The sequence below is a fragment of the Myroides sp. LJL119 genome, from assembly GCF_054871605.1.
On sequence record NZ_JBTXLO010000004.1, the window covers coordinates 182,753 to 207,406 of the forward strand.

The window sequence follows — 24,654 nt, forward strand, 5'->3', positions numbered from 1 at the left end:
TGTGTTTATATTATTTTAAAGAAGTTATTCATAAAACCCATTGGTAAATTTAACAAATATTTTTATCTTATAAACAAAAAAGTTTATTCTTGAACAAGAATAAACTTTTTAATTATTCAAATTGCAAAGCCTTTGGAATCCATAAAACTTTCTCAAAATTAATGATCTTATTGTCTTTTACCTGTATACCTTCACTTTCTAAGAGTTGTTGCATCAGGTTACTTCCTTGAAAGTGGAATTTCCCGGTTAAAAGTCCCGCTTTATTAACCACCCGGTGGGCCGGCAGATCTTGGCCTATAGAATTGCCATTTAAAGCATATCCTACCATTCTTGCAGATCTACTAGCACCTATAGCATTTGCAATGGCCCCGTAGGTTGTAACCCTACCATAAGGTATTTGCTTTACAATAAAATAAACTTTATCAAAAAAAGTTAGATTCTTAGCTTGATTCATCTAATAAGTTTATAAATTGTAATAATACAGATTATTCCTGTTATACAACCAATAATATAATTCAAGTTATTTAATATAAACCCATTTTGATTTTGCTTCTTTTCGAAAAACAAAATATAGCAATAAAACATTAAAGCGGAACCTATAGTAACTCCTAAAGAAAATAAAGTGGTATGTAAAGGATCAAAAATATCATAATTATAACTTGCTAAAGTGACACTCAGAAAAACATAGTAGGGAATTGAAAACACATTAATAAGCGCTAAAATAGAACCATAAATAAATGGTCTATTCTGCTTGGCAGTACTTAGCTTCCCTTGTTTATTATTTTTTTTAGCAAAAAATAAAAAATAAATTGTTAGCCCTGCAAAAATAACAAGACCTATTTCATGCAAAATTTCAGTGATAAAGGCACTTGATTCAATTAACCTTGCGAAAAAAATAGCTACATAAGTTTGGACAAAAATGATTAACAAAGACCCCAATACATACTGAAAGGCATGATTGGCTCCATTCTCTTTAGCAATTTTTACTGCAGTCATATTAAGCAAGCCTGGCAGTGAAACACCTAGTAAAGCAGCACCAAAACCTAAAACCAATAATGTAACAGCCTCTATTCCCATAACTATTTTATTCTAAATTGAATATATGTAATAGCTTTGTTTTGCTCTAAATATTGAGATTCATAAAAAGTCTGTATCTCGGTAACTACACTAGGAGCCCCCTCATTTTTATACACATGGTGATTGGCATAAATCACCTGATGACCTTCCCCGTGAAGTAATCCTAGGGTATATCCATGCATAAATTCGCTATCGGTTTTTAAGTTAACAACCCCATCTGCTGACAGAATTTTTTTATAACGTTGTAAAAACTCGGAGTTAGTTAAACGGTGTTTAGTCCTTTTATACTTAATTTGAGGATCAGGGAAAGTTATCCAAATCTCACTTATCTCGCCACTAGCAAAGGCATGCTCTAAAAGTTCAATTTGTGTACGAACAAATGCCACATTATGTAATCCAGTTTCTACAGCTGTTTTTGCTCCACGCCAAAAACGCGCTCCTTTAATATCAATACCTATAAAGTTCTTATTAGGAAAACGCTTAGCTAATTCCACCGTATACTCTCCTTTACCACATCCTAACTCTAAGACTATTGGATTTTCATTTTTAAAGAAATCCTTTGCCCAATTTCCCTTCTGTGGTAAACCTGCAATCATCTGCTCTCTCGTTGGCTGAAATACATTGGAAAAAGTTTCGTTTTCTCTGAATCTCTTTAGTTTATTTTTACTTCCCACCTTTAAATCTTTTATTAAATTTGAGCAAAATTAAATAAATATAATGAAAGTAGTGTTTTTATTTTTTTTTCTTAAAGTAATACATTCTATAAAGGTATTTGATTTGCTATTTTAGCCTTTTCAATTGTAAAAGAAAATTCCGAACCATATCCAAAGCTACTTTCCACGTAAATGTGTTCATCGTGAGCCTCCACAATATGCTTAACGATTGACAAACCTAAGCCCGATCCTCCCACAACTCTAGAACCACTTTTATCTATACGATAAAATCTTTCAAATAACCTAGGGATAAACTCCTTTTTAATTCCCTCGCCATTATCAGTTATACGAATAATTAATTTATTATTCACTAAGTCTTCAATACTAACCTCAGTAGTACCTTTTTCTTTTCCGTACTTAATAGAGTTTTCAATTAAGTTTATTATAACCTGTGCGATGCGATCTTTATCTCCGTAGACCATTATAGGATTTTCATACTTTAGGTCAAATAAAAGAGATATACCCCTTTTCTTAGCTTTATATTCTAAAAAGTTAAAAGCCTCTTTGATACTATCTACAATATCAAAGTCACAACGTGTTAAATGTAAATCACCTGTTTCTAGCTTGGAAATCATATCCAAGTCCTTTACAATATAAATTAGACGTTCCACACCTTGTGCGGCTCTGTCTAAGTATTTATCTCTAACCTTTAAATCCTCAACCGCACCATCTATTAAAGTCTCCAAATAACTTTGAATTGTGAACAATGGAGTTTTTAACTCATGTGATATATTCCCTAGAAACTCTCTGCGGTATTCTTCTCTGACTTGTAAGGATTCAATTTCTATTTTCTTGTTTTTTGCAAAATTTTGAATCTCTTGAGTTAAGGTTTGCATATCTGTAGTAACTGCTTTTGAACGTAAATCGGTATGTTCTAATAAGGAAACATTATCATAGATTTTTTTAATCCTCCTATAAATAAAATGCTCTACCCTATATTGAATTACGAAAAAACAAATAAAGAAAAACAAAGCTATTTGTATTGGATAAAACCACCAAGGAACTTCGAAAAAGAAGAATTCTAAAATAAGGAGCACCAAGCTGGCTATCAAAGAAATATAGCAAGCGCTTTTCAAGGCAAATTTATATGATCTTTTAAAACGAGTAGACATCTCTATGATTTAGATTCAAATTTATACCCAACTCCTTTAATTGTTTTAAAAAGATCCTCTCCTATTTTCTCACGTAACTTACGAATATGAACATCAATTGTCCTTCCTCCTACAACTACTTCATTTCCCCATACCAAATCTAAAATTTCCTCTCTGGTAAAAACCTTACCGGGTTTAGATGTCAAAAGAGCTAAAAGTTCAAATTCTTTTCTTGGTAAATTTAATTCCTCACCATAATGTGTCACTTTATAAGTATCTCTATTTACACATAGCTCACCTACAACAATGTTATTAGGGTCATTTTCTTCGTTACTTTTAGTTCTACGTAACAAAGCCTTTACTTTACTCATTAAAACCTTTGGTCTAATTGGTTTGGTAATATAATCATCCGCCCCTGCATCAAAGCCAGCTACTTGAGAATAGTCCTCTCCCCTAGCGGTTAAGAAAGTTATGATAGTATCTTCAAATCCTTCGGTGTTTCTAATAATTTCACAAGCCTCTACGCCATCCATTTCAGGCATCATTACGTCAAGAATAATTAGATGCGGTCTAAATTCTAAAGCAGCTGCTACTGCTTTTTTACCATTTACAGCGGTTTGTACTTTATATCCCTCTTGTTGCAAGTTATAGCCAATTACCTCTAAGATATCCTGTTCATCGTCTACTAAAAGTATTTTAATTTCCTGGTTTTTCATCATGTTGTTGTGTGTATTTCGGTTCAAATATAAAAGTTTATCATGTACTAAATCCTAAATTTACAATAATTTAATATCCTAACCATTTATTAACATTACAAAGCCTTAAACTTAAATTTCACATAACATATCCCTTGAAAAATCAAATGTTCTTTGCACAAGAATTACAACACTGAACTTATGAAATTAAACTTAACAATCGGTACCTTATTTGCCTCTATACTATGTATTGCACAAAATGGTACTGTAAAAGGGACCCTACTAGATTTGCAAACTAACGAACCTTTGGCCTTTGCCACAGTCATAGTAGACCAAACAAATCAAGGTGTGAATACCGACATGGATGGAAATTATCAATTAAGTCTAAAACCAGGTAGCTACACCTTAACTTTTCAATATGTGGGTTATGACAATTTACAAAAACAAATTACAGTCGAGTCTGAAACTACAAGTCTTGTTGATGCGCAACTCAATAATAATTCACAACAACTTGATGATGTAGTTTTAATTGCAACAAGATCAAGAGCAAGTGAATCTGCTTTACTTTTAGATCAACAACGATCAGCATCGATTTCACAACATATAGGAAATCAAGAACTTTCTCGAAAAGGGGTTGGTGATGCGGCCTCTGCCGTGTCAAAAACAACTGGAGTAGCCAAACAAGAAGGCAGCGGAACTATATTTGTAAGGGGGTTAGGAGACCGTTACAATAGTAGTTACTTAAATTCTATGCCACTATCTTCAGATGATCCAGAGAAGAAAAACATTAATCTATCAATTTTCTCTACTGATATTATAGAATACATTTCTATTGATAAAACCTATCATGTTAGCTCTTATGGGGACTTTGCTGGTGGAAACATAGATATTCATTCTCGAAAATACAACGGTCAACCCTTTATAAAGGTATCTCTAGGCTCCAATATCAATTCAAATGCAACTAGTAATAAACCCTTCCAAATATTATCGGGACGAGATTACTTCGGGTTCTCGAACAACAATATGCCAAAAGATGCATTAAATTCTTTTAAGTTCAATCACTCCACTTCTACTAAAACCATAGATCCTATAGGAACTTCATTGGGACTTGATGCAGGAAAAACATATTACATTGGGCAAAGTGAACTAAATTTGTTTGCTACAGCTTCTTTTTCAAACAACTATAAATACAAACAAGGGGTTAGTAAAACAGTACAAGCTCAAAATATCTTCACCAAAGATTTGTATTTAAAGTCTTACCAATATAATACCAACACAACTGCAATGCTAAACGCCGATTTGGATATTAATCCTCACAATAATATCAAATACAATTTCTTATTTATCAATGATTCACAACAAAAGAATGATTTATATAATGGTTATATTGTAGATACAACGCCTGATAAGGAAAACAGCGAAACCTTAATTAACAGACAACAATACACGCAAAATCGTTTATTTGTAAATCAACTTCTAGGTAGTCATGTTTTAAGTCAAAAATTAGATCTTAATTGGGGATTATCAGCCAATGACGTTGCTTCTCATACACCAGATCGTCAACAATATATGTTAAATCAAGTAATTGGAAAACCAGAATATGTTTTTGCTACCAATGCCAGATCCAACAATAATCGATATTTTGAAAATTTATCAGAAAGAGAGTACTCAGCTAGTATAAATGCAGATTATAAGTTCGGTTATGATTCGGATCAAAACAACAAAGGTAAACTGACCCTAGGTTATAATATAAAAAGCAAAGATCGTAAGTTTCGTGCAACACAATACGTTTTTGGAATCAACAATATGTACAATAAGAACATTGATCCAAATAATTTAAATGCCTTTTTTAACCAAAATAACTTCTCACAGGGCTATTTCGACATTTACACATTCAGGGGTGGGGCTACAACGCCAAACGCACTTCGACCACAAACCTATGAGGGAGATTTATCAATTCAAGCTGGATTTGCAAACTTAGAATACCGCTTTACTGATAAATTAACAGCCGTATTAGGCCTTAGAGTAGAGAACATTTCACAAAAAGTTACTTGGCAAACTCAATTAGACAACAACCAAACTAGTGATCAACTTAACAAGAATGCTTTTTTACCAGCACTTCATTTTAAATACTCATTAACAGAATTACAAAACATACGTCTAGCTTTATCAAAAACATATACTCTACCGCAATTTAAAGAAAGGGCCAGATTTATTTACGAAGATGTAACTGAGATAAAAGTTGGTAACCCGGATGTATATGCTTCAGATGATTATAATTTAGACTTAAAATGGGAGTTTTTCCCTAAAAACGACGAAGTTATTGCCATAACAGCATTTGGAAAATACATTAAAAACCCCATTAACGAAATTGTCATGGCCTCGTCCTCAAATGACATTACTTATGCCAACACGGGGGATTATGGTGTAGCCTATGGACTAGAGATTGAGTTAAAAAAAGATATTATTCATTTTGATGCTATAAACACAAACAAAATCACCGCCGGTTTAAACGCAGCGTTAATGAAAACGCATCAGAAACTAGATAATGAAAAAGTTAATCGCGAAAATCGTTACATCAATACGTTATTTACCCATAATAGTTCGCAATTCACAGGAGCCTCAGACCTACTTTTAAATGCGGATGTTAGCTATATTAAAAACTGGGAAAACACAAACTTTATGGCCACCATATCTTATGCACACTTCTCAGACAAACTTTATAGTATTGGTACAGAGCAAAGTGGGAATTTAGTGGATAAAGCTTTTGGAGTTTTAGATTTTACTGCAAAGTTAGAATTAAATAAAAAATTCACTATAGGGTTAAATGCCAAAAATTTGTTAGACCCAAAAATTCAAAGAAAACAAGAAAACTTAACAAAAGATATATTAGTACAATCATACCGATTAGGTCAAAACCTTAGCTTAAGCTTAAGTTATAATTTTTAAAGGTTAGCATTTTTCAAAAAACAAAGACTACTTAAAGTAGTCTTTGTTTTTTTTCTTAGTTAACATTAAGCTAACTTTTCATCTCAAAGAAAGCTATTTTATTAATAATTCATTGATAGTCTCTTAACTTAAATTTTGTTGTTTTAAACCATCTTTGCTTCATAGAAAAACCAATAACAATACCATGAAAAAATTTTTAAGATCAGCATTCACATTGACTTTATTAGGTCTATCCTTTGTTAGTTGTTCAGATAGTGACAACACATACATTGAAGAGGGAGAAAACAACCGTCCAGAACACAAACTTGGAGGTACTTATAAAAATGGTCAGGTCCTGCAGTTAGATGCTAACATAGAGTACGAACTAACGGAGAAGTTACAAATGGAAGATGGCTCTATTTTACGTATTCCAGCAGGAACAAAAATTAAAGGAACTGGTGGAACCTCCTCTTATATCGCAATAGCACAAGGTGCCAAAATATATGCGGAAGGAACCAAAGAAAACCCAATTGTTTTAACCTCTAGCATTGAAAAAAGAGGAAGTTGGGGTGGACTAGTTATCTGTGGTAAAGCTCCAATAAATAAAGGAAAAACAGCAACTGCTGAAGTTTCAGACTTAACATACGGAGGTGATCTTGTGGATGATAATTCAGGGATTTTAAGATACTTACGAGTGGAGTATGCTGGAGCAAACTACAACTCAGAGAAAGAATTCAATGGAATTAGCTTTTTTGGAGTTGGAAATGGAACAGTTGTAGAGTATGTACAAGCTCATGAAGGATCAGATGACGGTTTTGAGTGGTTTGGTGGAACGGTAAATACGAAGTATTTAGTTTCCACGCATAATGATGATGATCAATTTGACTGGACAGAAGGATGGAACGGTAATAATGAATTTTGGTACTCCAAACAAAGCGGGGTGGCTGATAAAGGTTTTGAAGCAGATAATAATAGTAAAGACCATAATGCTTCTCCTATATCTTCACCGAAGATTAAAAATCTAACACTAATTGGATCAGACCAACCACCTGTAGATGGTAAACCACGAACAGCATTTCATTTTAGAGTTGGAACCCAAGGTACTTTGGAGAATGTATACTTAAAAAACTTTGAGTTAGGAATACTTGTAGAAAATGATGCAACTATCGCTCATATAGGTGAAAACTTACAAGTTAAAAATGTTGAATTTACCGATGTTAAAAACAAATATAGCATAATCGACGACAATGCAAAACAAATCAATAACGACGCCATTATTATAGAAGGCGCCAATCAAGGTGCAGGTGCAGGAGAAGAAGTCCCTTCATGGGCTAAAGGGTGGACTAAAGGCCTGTAGTAAAACCTGATAAATATCTAGTAAATAAAGTTTTGTTTTAAAAAAGCAAAACTTTATTTTTTTTTATTAGATTTTTTTTTGTACTTTTATAGTATTAATTAAAGAGCAATGGCAAAAAACTACATTTTCACTCTCTTATTGCTGGTTATAGGCTTGTCTGGAACTAATGTTCTAGCTCAACAAGGACCTCAACCAAATGAAGCAAGATATGCTACCCAGAGTATCGAGGGGCTCTCTATTTATCCTAACCCAACAATGATTAACAGTACGATTTATATTGAATCGACTAAAAATGCACCTAAAGAAGTTGAACTTTATAGTGTTGTTGGAAAAAAAATGTTATCTGTTACTCTTCATAATAAAGAATTAGTTTTACCATATAATGTTAATGCTGGTATTTACATTATGAAAGTCAGAGAGGATAATGCAACTGCCACAAGAAAAATAATAGTAAAATAATTTCTGTTGAAAAATATACTTAATAGCATCAATGAATTGATGCTATTTTTATTTGTACTTTTGAAAAAAAATTAAAATCGTGTTTACACCACAGGAAATAACCCAGATTCAGACTAAAAAGGAATTTCATAAAGTAGCCATGAAAGTATATCGCTACCAATATGAAAATAATCTTGTTTACAAGCAATTCTGCGATTTATTACACAAGACCCCCTTACAGGTAAAAAATTTGTTAGATATTCCTTTCTTACCCATAGAATTCTTTAAAATCAAAGACGTTTTATCCTGTAAAGATCCCATAGAAATTACCTTTACAAGTAGTGGCACAACGGGCGTAGTCACTAGTAAACACCATGTGAGTGATTTGAATTTTTATATAGAAAGCTTTCGAAATGCCTTTTCGTATTTTTATGGTAATATTGAAAATTATGTTGTCCTAGCCCTTCTACCTTCTTATTTACAAAGAGAAGGTTCTTCACTTGTATATATGGTAGACGACTTAATAAAACATTCAAATAACCCGCACAGTGGTTTTTATCTGGATAATTATCGTGAACTAGCCAAAGTATTAAAAGATCTTGATAAGCAAGGTAAGAATATTCTGCTTATTGGTGTTAGTTATGCCTTACTTGACCTAATAGAATTGGAGCAGTTTGATTTGCATAATACCATTGTTATGGAGACCGGTGGAATGAAAGGCAAGCGTAAAGAGATGATACGAACGGAACTTCACCAGAAGCTTTGTCAAGGTTTTGGTGTAGATAAAATTCATAGTGAATATGGAATGACAGAGCTTTTATCTCAGGCCTATTCTTTAGGAGATGGCATATTTGATACGCCGCCTTGGATGGAGATAATAATAAGGGATACAGAAGATCCTTTTAAAACCATTGAAAACAATAAAACTGGTGGGGTAAATGTAATTGATTTAGCTAATTTTAACTCCTGCAGTTTTATAGCTACTCAAGATTTAGGCAAAAAATTTGATGATGGCACCTTTGAAATCCTTGGAAGATTTGACAACTCCGATATCAGAGGCTGCAATTTAATGATAGAATAAAAAAAGCGATCAATTGATCGCTTTTTTTATTTGTTATTCAAAACTTCTGTTTTCTCTCCAAAATAATCACAAAAATCGCGCATTGTATCAGCCATCTTTTTATCTTGCGTTGCCTTTTCAAAAGTATCTGTCATTGCCACTAATGTTTGATGAAAAAACTTCTTCATTTCATCCACAGGCATATCTTTAGTCCAAAGATCAATTCGAAGGGTCTCTTGTGCTTTATCATCCCAAATAGAAAGTAACATAGCTTTGGCACGTGCAGCTTCAACTCCGCCATCTTTTGCATTCCATAAAATTTTTTCTGGTACGCGATTCTCATCTAATTCTACTCTAATATTTATATCAGAAACGTAATTCTTACTCATTATTTCTTAGGTTTATATTTTGATTTTTGAAAAATATCCTCATTACTACTATTCAATAACTCTTGCAAAGTTACATTATTATTTTTCATATACGAATCCACAATTTGCCATCCTATCCATGCACCTACTTTACCTGGCGCTTGCTGGTCTATCTCCAAATAGAATTTGGAAAAAGGTGCTGGATCAACAAAACGCTTTGCTAATTTACTATCACTAGAAAATAAGTACTCATTTTCCAAAAAATAACGCCAGATTTGTTGTTGATTATCCTCACACCATTGAATTTGCTCAGGTGTATATCCAATTAATAAATTCTTATCTACCCAAGGTAATAACAATTCTTGCCCATAGAGTATTTTTCCTTGAAAAATCATACTTGATATAAAAGTACGATCATTTGGAGCCTTCATATTTTGCATAACAAAATTTCTAGCTAAATCAGGTAGAATACTTGTTTTGTTAAACTCTGGCCTTAAATAATGTGCAAAACCAGAGTAAAATTTATGATCCTGACCTAAATAAGTATCTAAAGAAATTAACACAAGAGTATCCGCATAAATTGCTTTTGCCTGCGTATCAACTTCGGATACCAAAGTAATAACCTTCTTGCTTGAACTTTGATCCGGAAAATAATATTTGACATGTTGGAAAAACTTAATCAAATCCAAATTAAGTACCTCCAAATCTTTGAATTCACGATTAACCTCTTTATTTAATTCACCAAAAAGGCTATCTTGCTTTTTCGCTATCCAAAAATTATCTTCTAGATTACTTGTGAAAAAATAAGGAAATTGACCTTTTATTATATCCAAACTATCCAATGGGCTTTGAAAGAAAATTTGATCAAAGCGCACAATCTCACTTTCGATAGGAATTTGTTCAATTTGCTTTTCTAATTCACTCTTATTAGAATTACAACTTGTCAACAAAAAAATCAAAACTAAAACATTAAATATAGATATTTTACTAAATTTACAAAACATACATATTTGTATTAAATCGAACATTACAAAGATATAAAGATACCTTTAATAGCCATAAATTAAATAAAATGATCAATAAAAACTTCCAAGGTAAAGCCATAAGCAAACATATTGTGAATTGGATTAGAGATTATGCTTACAAAGCGCATGTGAAAGGCTTAGTAGTTGGTATATCCGGAGGTATTGATTCGGCCGTAGTATCAAGTCTATGTGCTTTAACCGATTTACCAGTATTATGTGTTGAAATGCCAATACATCAACAACACTCCCAGCAAAATAGAGCCAAAGAACATATCGCAAAACTCAAAGAAAACTTCAAAAACGTAACTAGCATTCAGACAGATCTCACAAGTAGCTTTGATACCCTAACTCAAATACTCCCTAGTAGTGACAACACAGAGCTCTTAAATCTTACATTAGCAAATACCAGAGCACGCTTAAGAATGACTACTTTGTATTATCATGCAGGTATAACACAATCACTTGTTGTGGGTACAGGAAATAAAATTGAAGATTTTGGAGTTGGCTTTTTCACCAAATACGGAGATGGAGGTGTTGATATTAGTCCTATTGCAGACTTAATGAAGTCTCAAGTTAATGCTTTAGCTGAATACCTAAATGTAATTCCCAGTATTATACATGCCAAACCAACCGATGGCCTTTTTGGAGACGATCGTAGTGATGAAGATCAATTAGGTGCTAGTTATCCCGAGCTAGAAAAAGCAATGATTGCCTTTGAAAATGGAGCAATACCTGAAGATTTTCAAGGACGTGAAAAAATTGTCTTTGAAATATTTACAAAACTAAATAGGAATAACCAACATAAAATAAATCCTATTCCAATTTGTGAGATTCCCAAAGAATTTTTATAAAAACAAAAATATAAGTTAGTGGTTTATCTCTCTTTGTTATGTTTTTAATCCAACTGTTTAAAACGGGAGATCACCTGACCAAGTCTATTGGAAAATGTATTCATCAAAGTAGTATAATCCATTATAACTGCAAGCATTTCAGTTATTCTTTTTTGATCTGAATCCTTCAATTTCTCACGATATTTTGCAATAATATTATTCACCAAATACATTCGAAGGGTTAAAATGGTCTCCGAAACATACTGCTCTATACCTTGATTTTTCTGTTTTACAAAAATATTTTGACTTTCCCAATTATGTAAAATCTCCTTTTCATCTTCCATAATAATACTAGTCACTTCATTTGATAATTCCGGAGAAAGCTTTCTTAAATAATTTTCTAAACTCCAATCCCCAAGCATAAAGTTTTGTATGATATCTTGGTAAATGGTTTTAAATAAATCGTTACTAAAGGACACCTCGTCTTCTTGTAATGAGAGATAAACCCTTTCATATACCTTTTGTTCAACCTTTTGCTCGACTTGAATAATTTCATTATCTTGATTTGTCTGATATACTAATTCATTAAATTCCACGGTCGTATTTCCATAAAGAAGTAATATTTCAATAATCTTACGTTCCAATAAATAAATTGGATCTTGTTTTGGTTTTTTCTGACTTTGGGTACTATGAACAACTTGAAGATTTTTTTGATTATCTATAAACTTCTTATTAGCCTCTAATAATTCTTTTTTTGTTATTTGCGCCAAAGAACTAAAGATAACCTCTTCGGATATCTCCATAATACGGGCCGTTTCTTGCACATAAATTTCTCTTTGAATTAAATCGGGAATTTTAGAAATACTTGACACCATATCTCTAATTAACTCAGCCTTCTTAATAGGATCATTCTTGGTTTGACCCATCAATAAATTAGCCTTATACTGAATAAAATCAACAGAATTTTGCTCAAAATATTTATCTAATTGTTCCTGATTATGTTTTCTCGCAAAACTATCGGGGTCTTCTCCCTGGGGTAGTGGACAAACCCGAACATTCATTCCTTGCTCCAAAATTAAATCTACACCACGAATAGCTGCTCTAACTCCAGCTTGGTCCCCATCAAACAACATAGTTATATTCTTTGTTAAACGATTAACCAAGCGGATCTGATCCACTGTTAAGGCTGTACCTGAAGAAGCTACTACGTTTTGAATTCCACTCTGATGCATTTGAATCACATCGGTATAACCTTCCACAATAAAGCAATTATCTTTCTTAGCAATCTCGGACTTTGCTTGGGAAATCCCATAAAGCACCTTACTTTTATGATAGATATCACTCTCGGGAGAGTTTAAATATTTAGCCGCGTTTTTATCATTTACTAAAATACGACCTCCAAAACCTAAAACACGCCCACTCATACTGGTGATAGGGAACATTACTCGACCTTTAAATCGGTCGTATTGCCTGTTAGTTTCTTGCTTTACGATACTCAAGCCCGTTTTTTCCAAAAATTCTAACGAATAGCCCTTGGCTAAAGCTTCTTTAGTAAAAGCATCCCAAGTATCTAGACAATATCCTAGTCCGAAGGTTTCTATACTTTTTCGAGTAAAACCTCTTTCTTTAAAATAACTCAATCCAATGGCTTTACCTTGCTCGGTATTTAATAAGGTTCTTTGAAAATATTTATTGGCATATTCACTAACCACATACATACTTTCTAGCTCATTAGCGATTTGCTTTTGTTCATCGCTTTGCTTTGTTTCCTCAACTTCTATATTATACTTTTTTGCTAAAAATCGAATAGCTTCAGGATATGAAAAATGCTCATGTTCCATTAAAAAAGTAATTGCATTGCCACCTTTACCAGAGCTGAAATCTTTCCAAATCTGTTTAACAGGAGAAACCATAAAGGAAGGTGTTTTTTCATTAACAAAAGGACTAAGTCCTTTAAAATTACTTCCTGACTTTTTTAAGTTTACAAAATCGCCAATTACCTCTTCTACTCTAACAGCGTCAAATACAGCATCAATAGTTGCTTTAGAAATCATATTTTTTTAATATAAAGTTAATTGTAACTGTTACCGTGTTATTTTTTTCGTTCTATCACGTAATTGACCATCATTTTCAAAGCATCTTTATATTGTGAATCTTCAAACTCTTCCAATATTTCTAATGCCTGTTTTTGGTAATCTATCATCACATTAGTGGCATACTCTAGTCCTCCATTTTTCTTAACAAAATCGATAACTAACTTCACTCTTTTTTTATCGTGATTATAATTTTTGACAGAATTAATTAACCACTTTTTATCTTTAGAATCAGCCTGATTCAAAACATAAATCAATGGCAGGGTCATTTTTTGTTCTTTTATATCAATACCTGTAGGTTTGCCAATTGGACCATCGGTATAATCAAATAAATCATCTTTTATTTGAAAAGCCATACCTATAATTTGACCAAACAAACGCATCTTTTCTATAATCTGCTGGTCTTCTGGTCTAACTGAAGCAGCACCTATTGAACAACAGGCAGCGATTAAAGTAGCTGTTTTTTGTCGAATAATTTCATAATACACCTGTTCGGTTATATCAAGTCTTCTAGCTTTTTCAATTTGCAGAAGCTCACCCTCGCTCATTTCTCTCACAGCTACCGATATGATTTTCAAAAGATCAAAATCATTATTATCAATCGACAATAGGAGCCCTTTGGATAAAAGATAATCTCCTACTAAAACCGCAATCTTATTTTTCCACAAAGCATTTAAAGAGAAAAAGCCACGTCTTTTATTACTATCATCTACAACATCATCATGAACCAAAGTTGCCGTATGAATTAACTCAATTACAGAAGCTCCTCGATAAGTCCTTTCATTTACCTGCCCATGGTTAATCATTTTAGAAACCAAAAAAACAAACATAGGTCTCATTTGCTTACCTTTACGGTTAACAATATAATAAGTTATTCTATTTAAAAGAGCAACCTTACTAGACATTGATTTGTGAAACTTCTTTTCAAAAAGCTCCATTTCTTGTAAGATAGGGCGTTGTATTTCCTGTACTATATTCATTGTCTTAAATCCCCTTTTTTTTGTGCGACTTGCCATTAAAAATACTCATTTCCAATAGGATAAACAAAAGTATTTCTAAAGTAAGTTTCAATCAACAAATATCTATAAACTCAAGACTTATTTGCTAGCTGTCCACAGGCCGCATCAATATCTTTTCCACGGCTTCTACGAACTACAACAGTTATGTCATTAGCTTGTAGGGCATCGATATAATCCTGAGTAGCTTTTTCAGTAGCTTGCTGAAAATCACCATCATCAATTGGATTGTATTCTATTAAATTAACCTTACATGGGACATACTTACAGAATTTCACCAAAGCGTCTATAGATTTTTTGTCATCATTAATATCCTTCCAAATTACATATTCAAATGTTACACGACTTTTAGTCTTTGAATACCAGTATTGTAAGGAATCTCTTAATTCGGTTAGAGGAAAGTTCTTTGAAAAAGGCATTATCCTATTACGAATCTCTTCAATTGCAGAGTGTAAAGAGACAGCTAATTTAAATTTAACTTGATCATCCGCTAACTTTTTTATCATTTTTGGTAATCCCGATGTAGAAACTGTTATCCTTTTAGGACTCATTGCTAAGCCTTCCTCAGATGTAATTTTTTCAATAGCTTTTTGCACATTGTTATAATTCATCAAAGGTTCTCCCATACCCATAAAAACGATATTAGATAAAGGAATGTTATGATTTGCACGACTTTGTTTATCAATTGTTAAGACCTGATCGTAAATTTCATCAGGATTCAAATTACGCATTCGCTTTAATCGAGCAGTAGCACAAAACTCACAATCTAAACTACATCCTACTTGAGAAGAAACACAAGCTGTTGTTCTTGTTTTAGTTGGAATAAGTACAGACTCCACAATTAATCCATCATGAAGTTTAACAGCATTTTTAATAGTTCCATCTGTACTTACTTGCATATTATCCACTTGAATGTGATTAATAACAAAATTTGCGTGCAGCATATCACGAGTTGTCTTTGACAAATTAGTCATATCCTCAAAGCTATGAGCTCCTTTACTCCATAGCCACTCGTATACTTGATTACCTCTAAAGGCCTTATCTCCCTGAGACACAAAGAACTCACGTAGTTGTTCTTTAGTAAGGCTTCTAATATCTTTTTTATCCTTTTGCATGCTGCAAAGTTAATTCTTTTGTTTGAAAACCATAATCTTTTAATATCACCTTGGCTTTAAAAAAAACTAAAGTTTTATCTACAAAGAACTTTGTTATTTTAATGCATAAAAAAACCGATTCGTTAAAATCGGTTTTTTTTATAAATTCATTATGTAATATTATTCTAAATTTTCAAAAAAGTCATTTCCTTTGTCATCTGTAATAATAAATGCTGGGAAATTTTTCACCACAATCTTTCTAACAGCCTCCATACCTAATTCAGGGAAATCTACAACCTCTACACTTAAAATATTTTCTTTGGCTAATATCGCCGCAGGACCTCCTACAGAACCTAAATAAAACCCACCATGTTTCTTACATGCATTGGTTACATCTTTAGATCGATTCCCTTTAGCCAGCATAACCATACTACCTCCAACACTTTGGAAAGAATCTACATATGGATCCATTCTACCTGCTGTAGTAGGACCGAAGCTTCCCGAAGCCATACCCTCAGGTGTCTTTGCAGGTCCTGCATAATATACCGGGTGGTTTTTAAAATACTCTGGCATTTCTTGTCCATTATCAAGCATTTCCTGAATTTTAGCATGTGCTATATCACGAGCAACAATCACAGTACCATTTAACATCAATCGAGTTTTTATCGGATATTTAGAAAGTTCTGCTAAAATTTGATCCATTGGTTGATCTAAATCTATCTCAACTGGCTTGTCTAAATGAGGAGGAGTTGCTGGTAATAAACGAGCAGGGTTAGTTTCTAATTGTTCAACAAACAATCCCTCTTTTGTAATCTTAGCCTTAATATTTCTATCTGCAGAGCAGGAAACTCCTAAACCAACCGGACAAGAAGCAGCATGACGTGGAAGTCTGATAACACGTACATCATGCGTAAAATACTTTCCTCCAAATTGTGCTCCTATTTGAGATTCCTGGCAAATTAATTGCAATTTCTTCTCCCATTCAATATCACGAAAAGCCTGTCCACCCATATTACCACTGGTTGGCAAATTATCGTAATATCCTGCCGAAGCTTTTTTTACCGCTGCTAGATTAGCCTCGGCTGATGTTCCACCAATGACAAGTGCTAAGTGATACGGAGGACATGCTGAGGTCCCTAAATCTTTTATTTTTTCTTTAATAAATTCTGTTAGATTTTTCTCATTCAACAAAGACTTTGTCTTCTGATATAAGAAAGTTTTATTAGCTGATCCACCTCCTTTTGCTAAAAACAAAAATTCGTACTGAGATCCTTGCGTAGCGTAAATATCAATTTGCGCAGGTAAATTAGAGCCTGAATTTTTTTCTTCAAACATACTAATTGGAACAATCTGCGAATATCTCAAATTCTTTTTTTGATAGGTATTAAAAATACCCTTGGACAAACATAAAGCATCATTTGATCCAGTATAAACATCCTCTCCTTTTTTAGCCACAACAATTGCCGTACCAGTATCTTGACAAGAAGGAAGTTCCCCATCTATAGATACCACAGCATTTTGAAGTAAATTATATGCAACAAAACGATCATTTCCTGTAGCTTCTGGATCGTCTAAAATAGCCTTCAACTTTTCTAAATGAGAAGTTCTTAACATAAACGACACATCAGTCATAGCCACCTCTGCAATTAACTCTAAAGCCTTCGGGTCTACTACCAATATTTCACGGTCACCTAACTTTTCTATTTTTACAAAATCGGAAGAAATTTTTTTATACTGCGTATCGTCCTTTAATATTGGATACGGATCTTGATATATGAAATCCATAGTGTTCTGTTTCTTTTATATTAACTTCAGTAAAGTTAATAAATATACCCCACATCATACAAAAGAACGCTTCCAAATAAGCATATTAAACAAACCTTTAACCATTAATCATTATCTAGAACATTTTTTTAGCATATAATATTCTAAAGAATCAATCTTTAAAGTGAATAAATAACTATACATTAAAACGATATGTTTTCGATAAGAAAAGACATAAAACGTCATTAAAATCTTCTTAACAGGCTGATTATTAAAAAAAAACAAGTCTTCAAATAATTTTGAAGACCTGCTTTTTTAATAGTGCTTTTATTAACAAGGAAATTACATTGTTCTCATATAAGCTAAAAGCGCTTGTAATTCGTTGTCAGACATCTTTTTTGTTATTTCTAAATTAGGTTGCATTAAAACAAATTTAGATGGGTCTACAATTGCTTGACTTTCCCCTTTTAAAAAAACAATAATATCTGCATTGTGTTGATCATATACTTTTAGTATATCTTTTATACTAGGTCCAATTACTGCTTTATCTGCCAAATGACATGATGCACAATTACCTTTACCATTAAAAATATCTTTACCTAATTCCAACTTTTGTTTTTGAGTTTGAACTACACGCTCTGGAGCCTTTTCTTGAAGATTATCTTCCTTTTTATCACCACATCCAGTTAGTAAAACAAAGCTAAAAATAAAGAAAACTAATAAAATAGTCTTTTTCATAATCTGTTATTTTTAATATTAATATTTGGTTTGATTACTTGTTTAAGATAATGGCTGCCTCTTTGGCAAAATAGGTAGAGATAATATCTGCACCTGCTCTTTTTATACAAGTTAACTGTTCCATCATAATTTGATCATGATCAAGCCAGCCCTTTTGCGCTGCAGCCTTAACCATAGCATATTCACCTGAAACCTGATAAACTGATATGGGAACATTCACTGCATTTTTAACTTCTCTAACAATGTCCAGATAGGCCATTCCTGGCTTAACCATCAAAATATCGGCACCTTCTTCAACATCATATAATGCTTCTTTGATAGCTTCTAAACGATTAGCATAATCCATTTGATAAGTCTTTTTATCTTTTGGAATTTCCTTATCTTCTCTTGGCGCACTATCTAATGCATCACGAAAAGGACCATAAAAAGCTGACGCATATTTTGCGGCATAACTCATAATCCCAACATTGACAAATCCATTTTGATCAAGGGCTTGTCTAATACGAGCAACACGACCATCCATCATGTCACTAGGAGCAACAAAATCAGCTCCAGCCTGGGCATGAGACACACTCATTTTCATTAAAACATCCACCGTTGGATCATTAATAACTTGCCCATTTTCTATAATTCCATCATGTCCATAAATCGAATAAGGGTCCAGGGCTACATCAGGCATAACTACCATCTGTGGACAAGCGTCTTTAATGGCTCTTATGGCTTGTTGCATCAATCCATTTGGGTTATAAGCCTCCGCACAAACATTGTCTTTTAAATCATCCTGTACCTTAACATAAATATTAACTGCTTTTATTCCCAAATTAAACAAATCCTTTACTTCTTTAACCGTTAAGTCAATGGAACGTCTAAACATGCCGGGCATAGATGGAATTGGTTCACATACACCTTTACCGGGAACAATAAACATTGGAAACATAAAATCAGAAGTACTCAAAGTAGTTTCTCTAACTAGACTTCTAATAGATTGATTTGTTCGTAATCTTCTGCCTCTTTGAATTGGAAACATAATTCTATTTTTATCGTTAACCTATTTTGGTTATATTTTATAAATTTACTATATTTTGCTTTACTAAACCCAGTTTTTAGGATATTTTAAGACCTTTAGCAATTCAGCCTCAGCCGAATTATTTTCCACCTTATGATCATAAACCCACTTCACCACCGGAGGTAGACTCATTAAAATCGACTCCATACGCCCGTTGGTTTTCAGTCCAAATAAAGTACCTTTATCATGTACTAAATTAAACTCCACATAACGTCCTCTTCGTATTTGTTGCCAATTAACTTGTTCTTGTTCAAATTCCAAATCCTTGGTTCTTTCTACAATGGGAAGATATGCATGTAGAAAACTATCTCCTACTTGTTTAACAAACTCAAATCTATCTTGCAAACTAAATTCTTGGGTTTGTTCTAAGCGGTCAAAGAAAAGTCCACCAACTCCCCTTGCCTCACTGCGATGAGAGTTCCAAAAATATTGATCGCACTGTTGTTTAAAATCCTTATAAAAAGATAAATCATGTTTATCACAGGCTTGTTTACAAACCTGGTGGAAATGAACTACATCTTGCTCAAACAAATAATAAGGAGTTAAATCCTGTCCACCACCAAACCAGCTTTTAATCGTATTGCCTTGTTTGTCATACATCTCAAAATATCTCCAATTAGCATGAACAGTTGGCACCATTGGACTTACAGGATGAATTACTAAACTTAATCCACAGGCAAAAAAATCAACCTCTGCTACCTTAAAATATTGTTGTAAACTAGTAGGTAAATCACCATCAACAGCTGATATATTAACACCCGCTTTTTCAAATACTTTACCGTTCTGTAATACTCGAGTTCTTCCTCCTCCTCCTTGTTCTCTCTCCCACAAATCTTGTACAAATTTACCCTTTGTATCTATTTGCTCTAAAGCTTGACAAATCGTTTCTTGCAGGTTTTGAATATAGTTATAAAATTTTTCTTTCATCATTATTTATCTCTCTGTAATCTTTCTATTTATTTTTACAATTGAGCTAGTTTATTCATAATCTCAAAAGAAAAAGCCTTGCTATTGCTTTGAATATATTCATAGATATATTTTGCTTTGTTTTTAAAGCACAGCTTAGGACTTGAATATTTAACTAAAAAATCTGCAAAAACTTCCATATGATTCCAACCTAATTGAAACTTAACTAAGTGGTCTTTTAATTCTGTGGCATCCATTTTTTCTAAGATCTCGGTTTGCAAACCTATTTTAGTTAATTCTTGATTAATCAGATCTTTGTTTTCATTTAATCCTGGAATAAAGTCGATTGTGATTAAACTTGCTACAATGGCATCTAATCGTCTTTCCTGTTCGCTTTTAGTGGTTTTATTTAGCATAAATATTTTTCTTGTAAATATTATTTAAATTCATACTCCTTTACAGCATCAATAAATGCTTTAGCATGATCTACCGGGATATATGGTAAAATACCATGACCAAGGTTTACAATATACTTATCTTTACCAAATTCATCAATCATTTGATGCACCATCTTTTTTATTGTTGGTATGGGTGACATTAAACGACTTGGATCAAAATTACCCTGTAAAGTAATTTCTCCATTGGTAAACAACCTTGCGTTTTTTGCAGAACAAGTCCAATCTACTCCTAAAGCAGAAGCTTTAGATTTAGCCATTTCAGGTAAAGCGAACCAACACCCCTTTCCAAAAACTATAACTGGTGTAATCTCCGCTAAAGCCTCTACAATTTGATTGATATATTTCCATGAAAACTCTTGATAATCTGTAGGTGATAACATCCCGCCCCAAGAATCAAAAATTTGCACCGCATCTACACCAGCCTTTACCTTTTCTTTTAGATACAAAATCGTTGTTTGCGTTATTTTCTCCAATAAACGGTGCGCTGCTTCGGGATGTTCAAAACAAAAAGCTTTTGCTAAATCAAAATTCTTTGATCCTTGACCTTGAACTGCATAACAAAATATAGTCCATGGTGAACCAGCAAAACCAATTAATGGAACTCGCTGATCTAGCATTTGCTTAGTTACTTTTATAGCCTGCATAACGTAACCTAATGTTTCCTGAATATCAGGAACTATCACATTATCGACATCTCGTGGATCACGTATTGGATTTGGCAACCAAGGCCCTACACCAGCTCTCATCTCCACTTGTATATTCATTGCCTGAGGTACAACTAAAATATCACTAAATAAAATTGCAGCATCTGGCTGTACAATATCAATAGGCTGCACTGTAATCTCCGCAGCGATCTCAGGTATTCTACAACGTGTAAAAAAATCATATTTATCACGCAAAACGCGAAATTCGGGTAAATATCTACCTGCTTGACGCATCATCCAAACTGGTGGCCTTTCCACAGTTTCGCCTTTTAAAGCACGTAAAAATAAATCGTTTTTAATCATTTTAGTTTATTTTAAAGTAGTCCATTATTTCTTTTAGACCATTATTTATAAAAAGCTATACATGCTTTGATTGTCTGCTCAACGGTTGGTATAGATGCTAAAACTATATTATTGGTAATACCTTCTAAGGCTAGTTTAGTAGTATGGCCAATACAAAAACAAACTTGATCTGTTATGCTATTATTAACCAAAAAGCTTTTCACCCCCGAAGGTGAATAAAAACAAAGCCCTTGGATAGGTTCTTTTAAAGAGATTGGCTGTAAAACCGTCTTATATACTTGAATTTCCTGGTAAAATATTCCATGCTTTTTAAAAGCATCAACTAGGGTAGTTCGACGTAAATTCCCGTTAAAAAATGTAATTCGAACCTCTCTAAAACTTTGAATTATTTGCTTAGATAATTCTTCGGCATAGTGCGCCCAAGAATAAACTAAAGCACCTAATGCTTCAAGCATCTGTTTAGTTTTGATTCCAACACAGAAAACTTTTTTACCTTTAAAAAAATCCTCTCCTTCGGTATGTATTACACTTAAGATTGCATTTTGACTTGTAAAAAGTAAATAATCCTGTAGTTCCTCAATACAAAATCCAGCATATTCAAGGCTAATAAAGTCTTCTTGAATCCAATTTAAAGAGCTGTTTTTTATTATCTCTAAATTGTTTTTTTGCAATTTCCTAGTGGATAAAACAGTGATTTTTTTGCTCATATTATTTTTTCAATTGATCTCGCAATTCAGCCATTGTTTGATCTGCTCCTTGCTCAAAAAGTTCTTTTGCAGCAAAAAAACCTAACTTCTTCCATTGCTTTATATCAACTTTCTTAACAATTTCATGTTTAATTTGTCCGTCTAATGAAAATAAAACACCTTTAAAATCGATGGATTCGTCTTGCTCATTGTAAGATGCAAGGGCTCCTATAGGTGCTGTACACCCACCTTCAAGAGTACGCAAAAATTGACGTTCAATATGCGTTGTCATTTCAGCCTCGTAGTCGTTTAACAAAGAAACTGCTTGCATTGCAAAATCGTTATCTGCATTAACAACAACTAACATGGCTCCTTGTGCTGGGGCTGGCACCATCCAATCCAAATTAATATAATTCTTAGGTTTTCTTTTTATTCTATCCAATCCTGCACTTGCAAAAATAGCTCCTTGCCAATTACTTTGTTCTAATTTCTCTAGGCGAGTGATCACATTGCCTCGTAAGTCAACCATTTTATCATTTGGATATTTATGTAACCACTGTGCACGTCTTCGCAAGCTACCAGTTGCTATGGTCGAACTAAGATCATTAGATAAAAATGAGTCATCATTTTTGTAGATTAAAATATCTTGCGTATTGGCTCTTTTTAACACCGCTCCTTGAACAATACCTTGTGGTAGAGCTGTTGGCACGTCCTTCATTGAATGTACAGCAATATCGATTTGGTTATTAATCATAGCTATATCCAAAGTTTTTGTAAAAATCCCAGTTATTCCCATTTGATAAAGTGGCTTATCTAGATTTAAATCTCCTGTAGATTTCACCGGAACTAACATTGTTTTAAAGCCATTTTTTTGCAATAATTTTGCTACTGTATTGGCTTGCCATAAAGCTAATTCACTATCTCTTGTACCAATTCTTATTGTTTTATTCATTGTAATTTGTTTGAAATTGAAAAACTTTTTCGATCCACTCTATACTTTGATCAACTACTGTATCTTCTTGTCGAAGGTGATTAGCAAAATGAGTTGTAATCTTTTGAATAATCCTAGTAGAGATGACCTCGGCCTGATCGGGATTAAAGTTCTCCATTTTTTTTCGATGATAGTCTAATTCACCATCTTTTATTTGCTCGAGCCTACTTTTTAGAGCATTTATTGTTGGTGCAAATCTTCGCATCTGTGCCCAAGTCAAAAACTCATCCATCACTTGAGCTATAATTTCTTCAGCCAAAGGAATATATTGCTTCCTTTTTTCCAAGGTTTTATCTGTTACTTTTGACAGATAATCCAAATGTACTAATTCCACATTAGGGTTGTTCAGTACATTTTTATCGACATTGGCTGGTATAGATAAATCTAATATGAGGATCTTTCTCGTTTTAGATAACATTTGTAGTTCTATGGTAGGCTGTAAAGCTCCAGTTGCAACTACTAATACATCGGTTTGATGAAGATGCTCTTGTAGGTTTGCATAATCTTGCACGATTACATGAAATCTTCCCGCTACTTCTTGTGCTTTTTCTTTGGTCCTATTAATTAGTGTAATATGACTGTTCTTAGTGTGTTTCACAAGGTTTTCACATGTATTCCTACCAATTTTACCTGTACCAAATAACAAGATATTCTTATCCCCAATCTGTGAGATAGCATCCATAATATACTGTACAGCAGCAAAAGACACGGAGGTAGCACCACTAGATATTTTGGTTTCATTCTTAACACGTTTACTAGCTTGAATCACAGCGTTTACTAATCGCTCTAAGTAACTATTAGCCATTTCATATTTTTTGGAGAGTAGTAAACTATTTTTAATTTGACTAATGATTTCAAAATCTCCTAAAATTTGGCTATCTAACCCACATCCAACATTAAACAGATGTGCAACGGCTTGCTTATTTTTCAACACATAAGCACAAGATGTAAACTCATCTATGCTTCCGGCACTATGATCACAAATTAATTTAATTAACTCGAAAGGATGTTGAGCAAATCCATAGATCTCCGTTCTATTACACGTTGATATAACCAAAAGGTTATTTATATTAGAGTTTTTAGCCTGAAGCAATAGATCATTCTTGGATTGGTCATTTAAGCTAAATTTTCCACGAATACATGCATCTGCTTTCTTATAACTCAATCCTACAGCATAAAAAGTTGGCGACTTTAACCCTTCTATTTTTTCCATTGAACAACCTTATTTCTAAAAAGTATACAAATGTAGAATT

24 protein-coding genes are annotated in these 24,654 nt (G+C 33.2%); 5 read left to right on the top strand and 19 right to left on the bottom strand.

The genetic code is table 11. From position 1 onward, the window contains the following. Window positions 1-112: 112 nt before the first annotated feature. From ACYSNV_RS07170 to ACYSNV_RS07190, 5 genes are all read right to left on the bottom strand, one after another. Complete coding sequence (locus ACYSNV_RS07170) at window positions 113-454, bottom strand: MGMT family protein (protein WP_461761881.1); 342 nt, start codon at window positions 452-454, stop codon at window positions 113-115. After that, a complete protein-coding gene (locus ACYSNV_RS07175) occupies window positions 451-1,077 on the bottom strand; it encodes an amino acid permease (RefSeq protein ID WP_461761882.1) in 627 nt (208 codons plus the stop codon). Before ACYSNV_RS07175 ends, ACYSNV_RS07170 begins: the two co-directional genes overlap by 4 nt. A gap of 2 nt (window positions 1,078-1,079) precedes the next feature. Beyond that, window positions 1,080-1,751, bottom strand: a complete 672-nt coding sequence (gene trmB, locus ACYSNV_RS07180) for a tRNA (guanosine(46)-N7)-methyltransferase TrmB (RefSeq protein ID WP_461761883.1) — start codon at window positions 1,749-1,751, stop codon at window positions 1,080-1,082. 86 nt (window positions 1,752-1,837) lie between these two features. Then, on the bottom strand, window positions 1,838-2,902 hold the full coding sequence (locus ACYSNV_RS07185) for a sensor histidine kinase (RefSeq protein ID WP_461761884.1): 1,065 nt from the start codon (window positions 2,900-2,902) through the stop codon (window positions 1,838-1,840). 2 nt (window positions 2,903-2,904) lie between these two features. Continuing rightward, window positions 2,905-3,597 carry a response regulator transcription factor gene (locus tag ACYSNV_RS07190; RefSeq protein ID WP_461761962.1) on the bottom strand — a complete coding sequence of 231 codons (693 nt, stop codon included), beginning with the start codon at window positions 3,595-3,597 and terminating at the stop codon, window positions 2,905-2,907. Window positions 3,598-3,777: 180 nt separating this feature from the next. Here ACYSNV_RS07190 and ACYSNV_RS07195 point away from each other — a divergent pair, with 180 nt between their 5' ends. From ACYSNV_RS07195 to ACYSNV_RS07210, 4 genes are all read left to right on the top strand, one after another. Continuing rightward, a complete protein-coding gene (locus ACYSNV_RS07195) occupies window positions 3,778-6,525 on the top strand; it encodes a TonB-dependent receptor (protein ID WP_461761885.1) in 2,748 nt (915 codons plus the stop codon). A 184-nt stretch (window positions 6,526-6,709) separates the two neighbouring features. Further along, window positions 6,710-7,861, top strand: a complete 1,152-nt coding sequence (locus ACYSNV_RS07200; RefSeq protein WP_461761886.1) for a hypothetical protein — start codon at window positions 6,710-6,712, stop codon at window positions 7,859-7,861. 108 nt (window positions 7,862-7,969) lie between these two features. After that, complete coding sequence (locus tag ACYSNV_RS07205; RefSeq protein WP_461761887.1) at window positions 7,970-8,320, top strand: T9SS type A sorting domain-containing protein; 351 nt, start codon at window positions 7,970-7,972, stop codon at window positions 8,318-8,320. A 79-nt stretch (window positions 8,321-8,399) separates the two neighbouring features. Continuing rightward, complete coding sequence (locus ACYSNV_RS07210; protein ID WP_461761888.1) at window positions 8,400-9,380, top strand: LuxE/PaaK family acyltransferase; 981 nt, start codon at window positions 8,400-8,402, stop codon at window positions 9,378-9,380. 26 nt (window positions 9,381-9,406) lie between these two features. Here ACYSNV_RS07210 and gldC read toward each other — a convergent pair whose 3' ends face one another. Beyond that, window positions 9,407-9,748 (bottom strand): gliding motility protein GldC, encoded by a 342-nt coding sequence (gene gldC / locus ACYSNV_RS07215; protein ID WP_461761889.1) that lies wholly within the window; start codon window positions 9,746-9,748, stop codon window positions 9,407-9,409. Next, window positions 9,748-10,731 carry a gliding motility lipoprotein GldB gene (gene gldB, locus ACYSNV_RS07220; protein WP_461761890.1) on the bottom strand — a complete coding sequence of 328 codons (984 nt, stop codon included), beginning with the start codon at window positions 10,729-10,731 and terminating at the stop codon, window positions 9,748-9,750. Before gldB ends, gldC begins: the two co-directional genes overlap by 1 nt. Window positions 10,732-10,799: 68 nt before the next feature. On the opposite strand from gldB, the gene nadE reads away from it, so the two are divergent. After that, entirely contained in the window at window positions 10,800-11,603 is an 804-nt protein-coding gene (gene nadE / locus ACYSNV_RS07225) for an NAD(+) synthase (RefSeq protein WP_461761891.1), read from the top strand. 44 nt (window positions 11,604-11,647) lie between these two features. Here nadE and dnaG read toward each other — a convergent pair whose 3' ends face one another. The 12 genes from dnaG to hemA form a co-directional block, all read right to left on the bottom strand. Then, window positions 11,648-13,636 carry a DNA primase gene (gene dnaG, locus ACYSNV_RS07230; RefSeq protein ID WP_461761892.1) on the bottom strand — a complete coding sequence of 663 codons (1,989 nt, stop codon included), beginning with the start codon at window positions 13,634-13,636 and terminating at the stop codon, window positions 11,648-11,650. Window positions 13,637-13,674: 38 nt separating this feature from the next. Then, entirely contained in the window at window positions 13,675-14,655 is a 981-nt protein-coding gene (locus tag ACYSNV_RS07235) for a polyprenyl synthetase family protein (protein ID WP_461761893.1), read from the bottom strand. Window positions 14,656-14,765: 110 nt separating this feature from the next. Next, complete coding sequence (rlmN, locus tag ACYSNV_RS07240) at window positions 14,766-15,806, bottom strand: dual-specificity RNA methyltransferase RlmN (protein WP_461761894.1); 1,041 nt, start codon at window positions 15,804-15,806, stop codon at window positions 14,766-14,768. A gap of 159 nt (window positions 15,807-15,965) precedes the next feature. Further along, window positions 15,966-17,570 carry a fumarate hydratase gene (locus ACYSNV_RS07245; protein ID WP_461761895.1) on the bottom strand — a complete coding sequence of 535 codons (1,605 nt, stop codon included), beginning with the start codon at window positions 17,568-17,570 and terminating at the stop codon, window positions 15,966-15,968. Window positions 17,571-17,891: 321 nt separating this feature from the next. After that, the gene (locus tag ACYSNV_RS07250) at window positions 17,892-18,287 is read right to left on the bottom strand and encodes a c-type cytochrome (protein WP_461761896.1); all 396 of its coding nucleotides are present in this window, start codon (window positions 18,285-18,287) and stop codon (window positions 17,892-17,894) included. 34 nt (window positions 18,288-18,321) lie between these two features. Next, a complete protein-coding gene (gene hemB, locus ACYSNV_RS07255) occupies window positions 18,322-19,314 on the bottom strand; it encodes a porphobilinogen synthase (RefSeq protein WP_461761897.1) in 993 nt (330 codons plus the stop codon). A gap of 63 nt (window positions 19,315-19,377) precedes the next feature. Further along, window positions 19,378-20,280 (bottom strand): oxygen-dependent coproporphyrinogen oxidase, encoded by a 903-nt coding sequence (gene hemF / locus ACYSNV_RS07260; RefSeq protein ID WP_461761963.1) that lies wholly within the window; start codon window positions 20,278-20,280, stop codon window positions 19,378-19,380. A gap of 35 nt (window positions 20,281-20,315) precedes the next feature. Then, on the bottom strand, window positions 20,316-20,675 hold the full coding sequence (locus ACYSNV_RS07265; RefSeq protein ID WP_461761898.1) for a hypothetical protein: 360 nt from the start codon (window positions 20,673-20,675) through the stop codon (window positions 20,316-20,318). 20 nt (window positions 20,676-20,695) lie between these two features. Next, window positions 20,696-21,724, bottom strand: a complete 1,029-nt coding sequence (hemE, locus tag ACYSNV_RS07270; protein WP_461761899.1) for a uroporphyrinogen decarboxylase — start codon at window positions 21,722-21,724, stop codon at window positions 20,696-20,698. 41 nt (window positions 21,725-21,765) lie between these two features. Further along, window positions 21,766-22,431 carry a uroporphyrinogen-III synthase gene (locus ACYSNV_RS07275; protein ID WP_461761900.1) on the bottom strand — a complete coding sequence of 222 codons (666 nt, stop codon included), beginning with the start codon at window positions 22,429-22,431 and terminating at the stop codon, window positions 21,766-21,768. A 1-nt stretch (window position 22,432) separates the two neighbouring features. Further along, a complete protein-coding gene (hemC, locus tag ACYSNV_RS07280; RefSeq protein ID WP_461761901.1) occupies window positions 22,433-23,362 on the bottom strand; it encodes a hydroxymethylbilane synthase in 930 nt (309 codons plus the stop codon). Next, window positions 23,355-24,614 (bottom strand): glutamyl-tRNA reductase, encoded by a 1,260-nt coding sequence (gene hemA, locus ACYSNV_RS07285; protein ID WP_461761902.1) that lies wholly within the window; start codon window positions 24,612-24,614, stop codon window positions 23,355-23,357. The genes hemC and hemA overlap by 8 nt, the downstream gene beginning before the upstream one ends. Window positions 24,615-24,654: the final 40 nt, after the last annotated feature.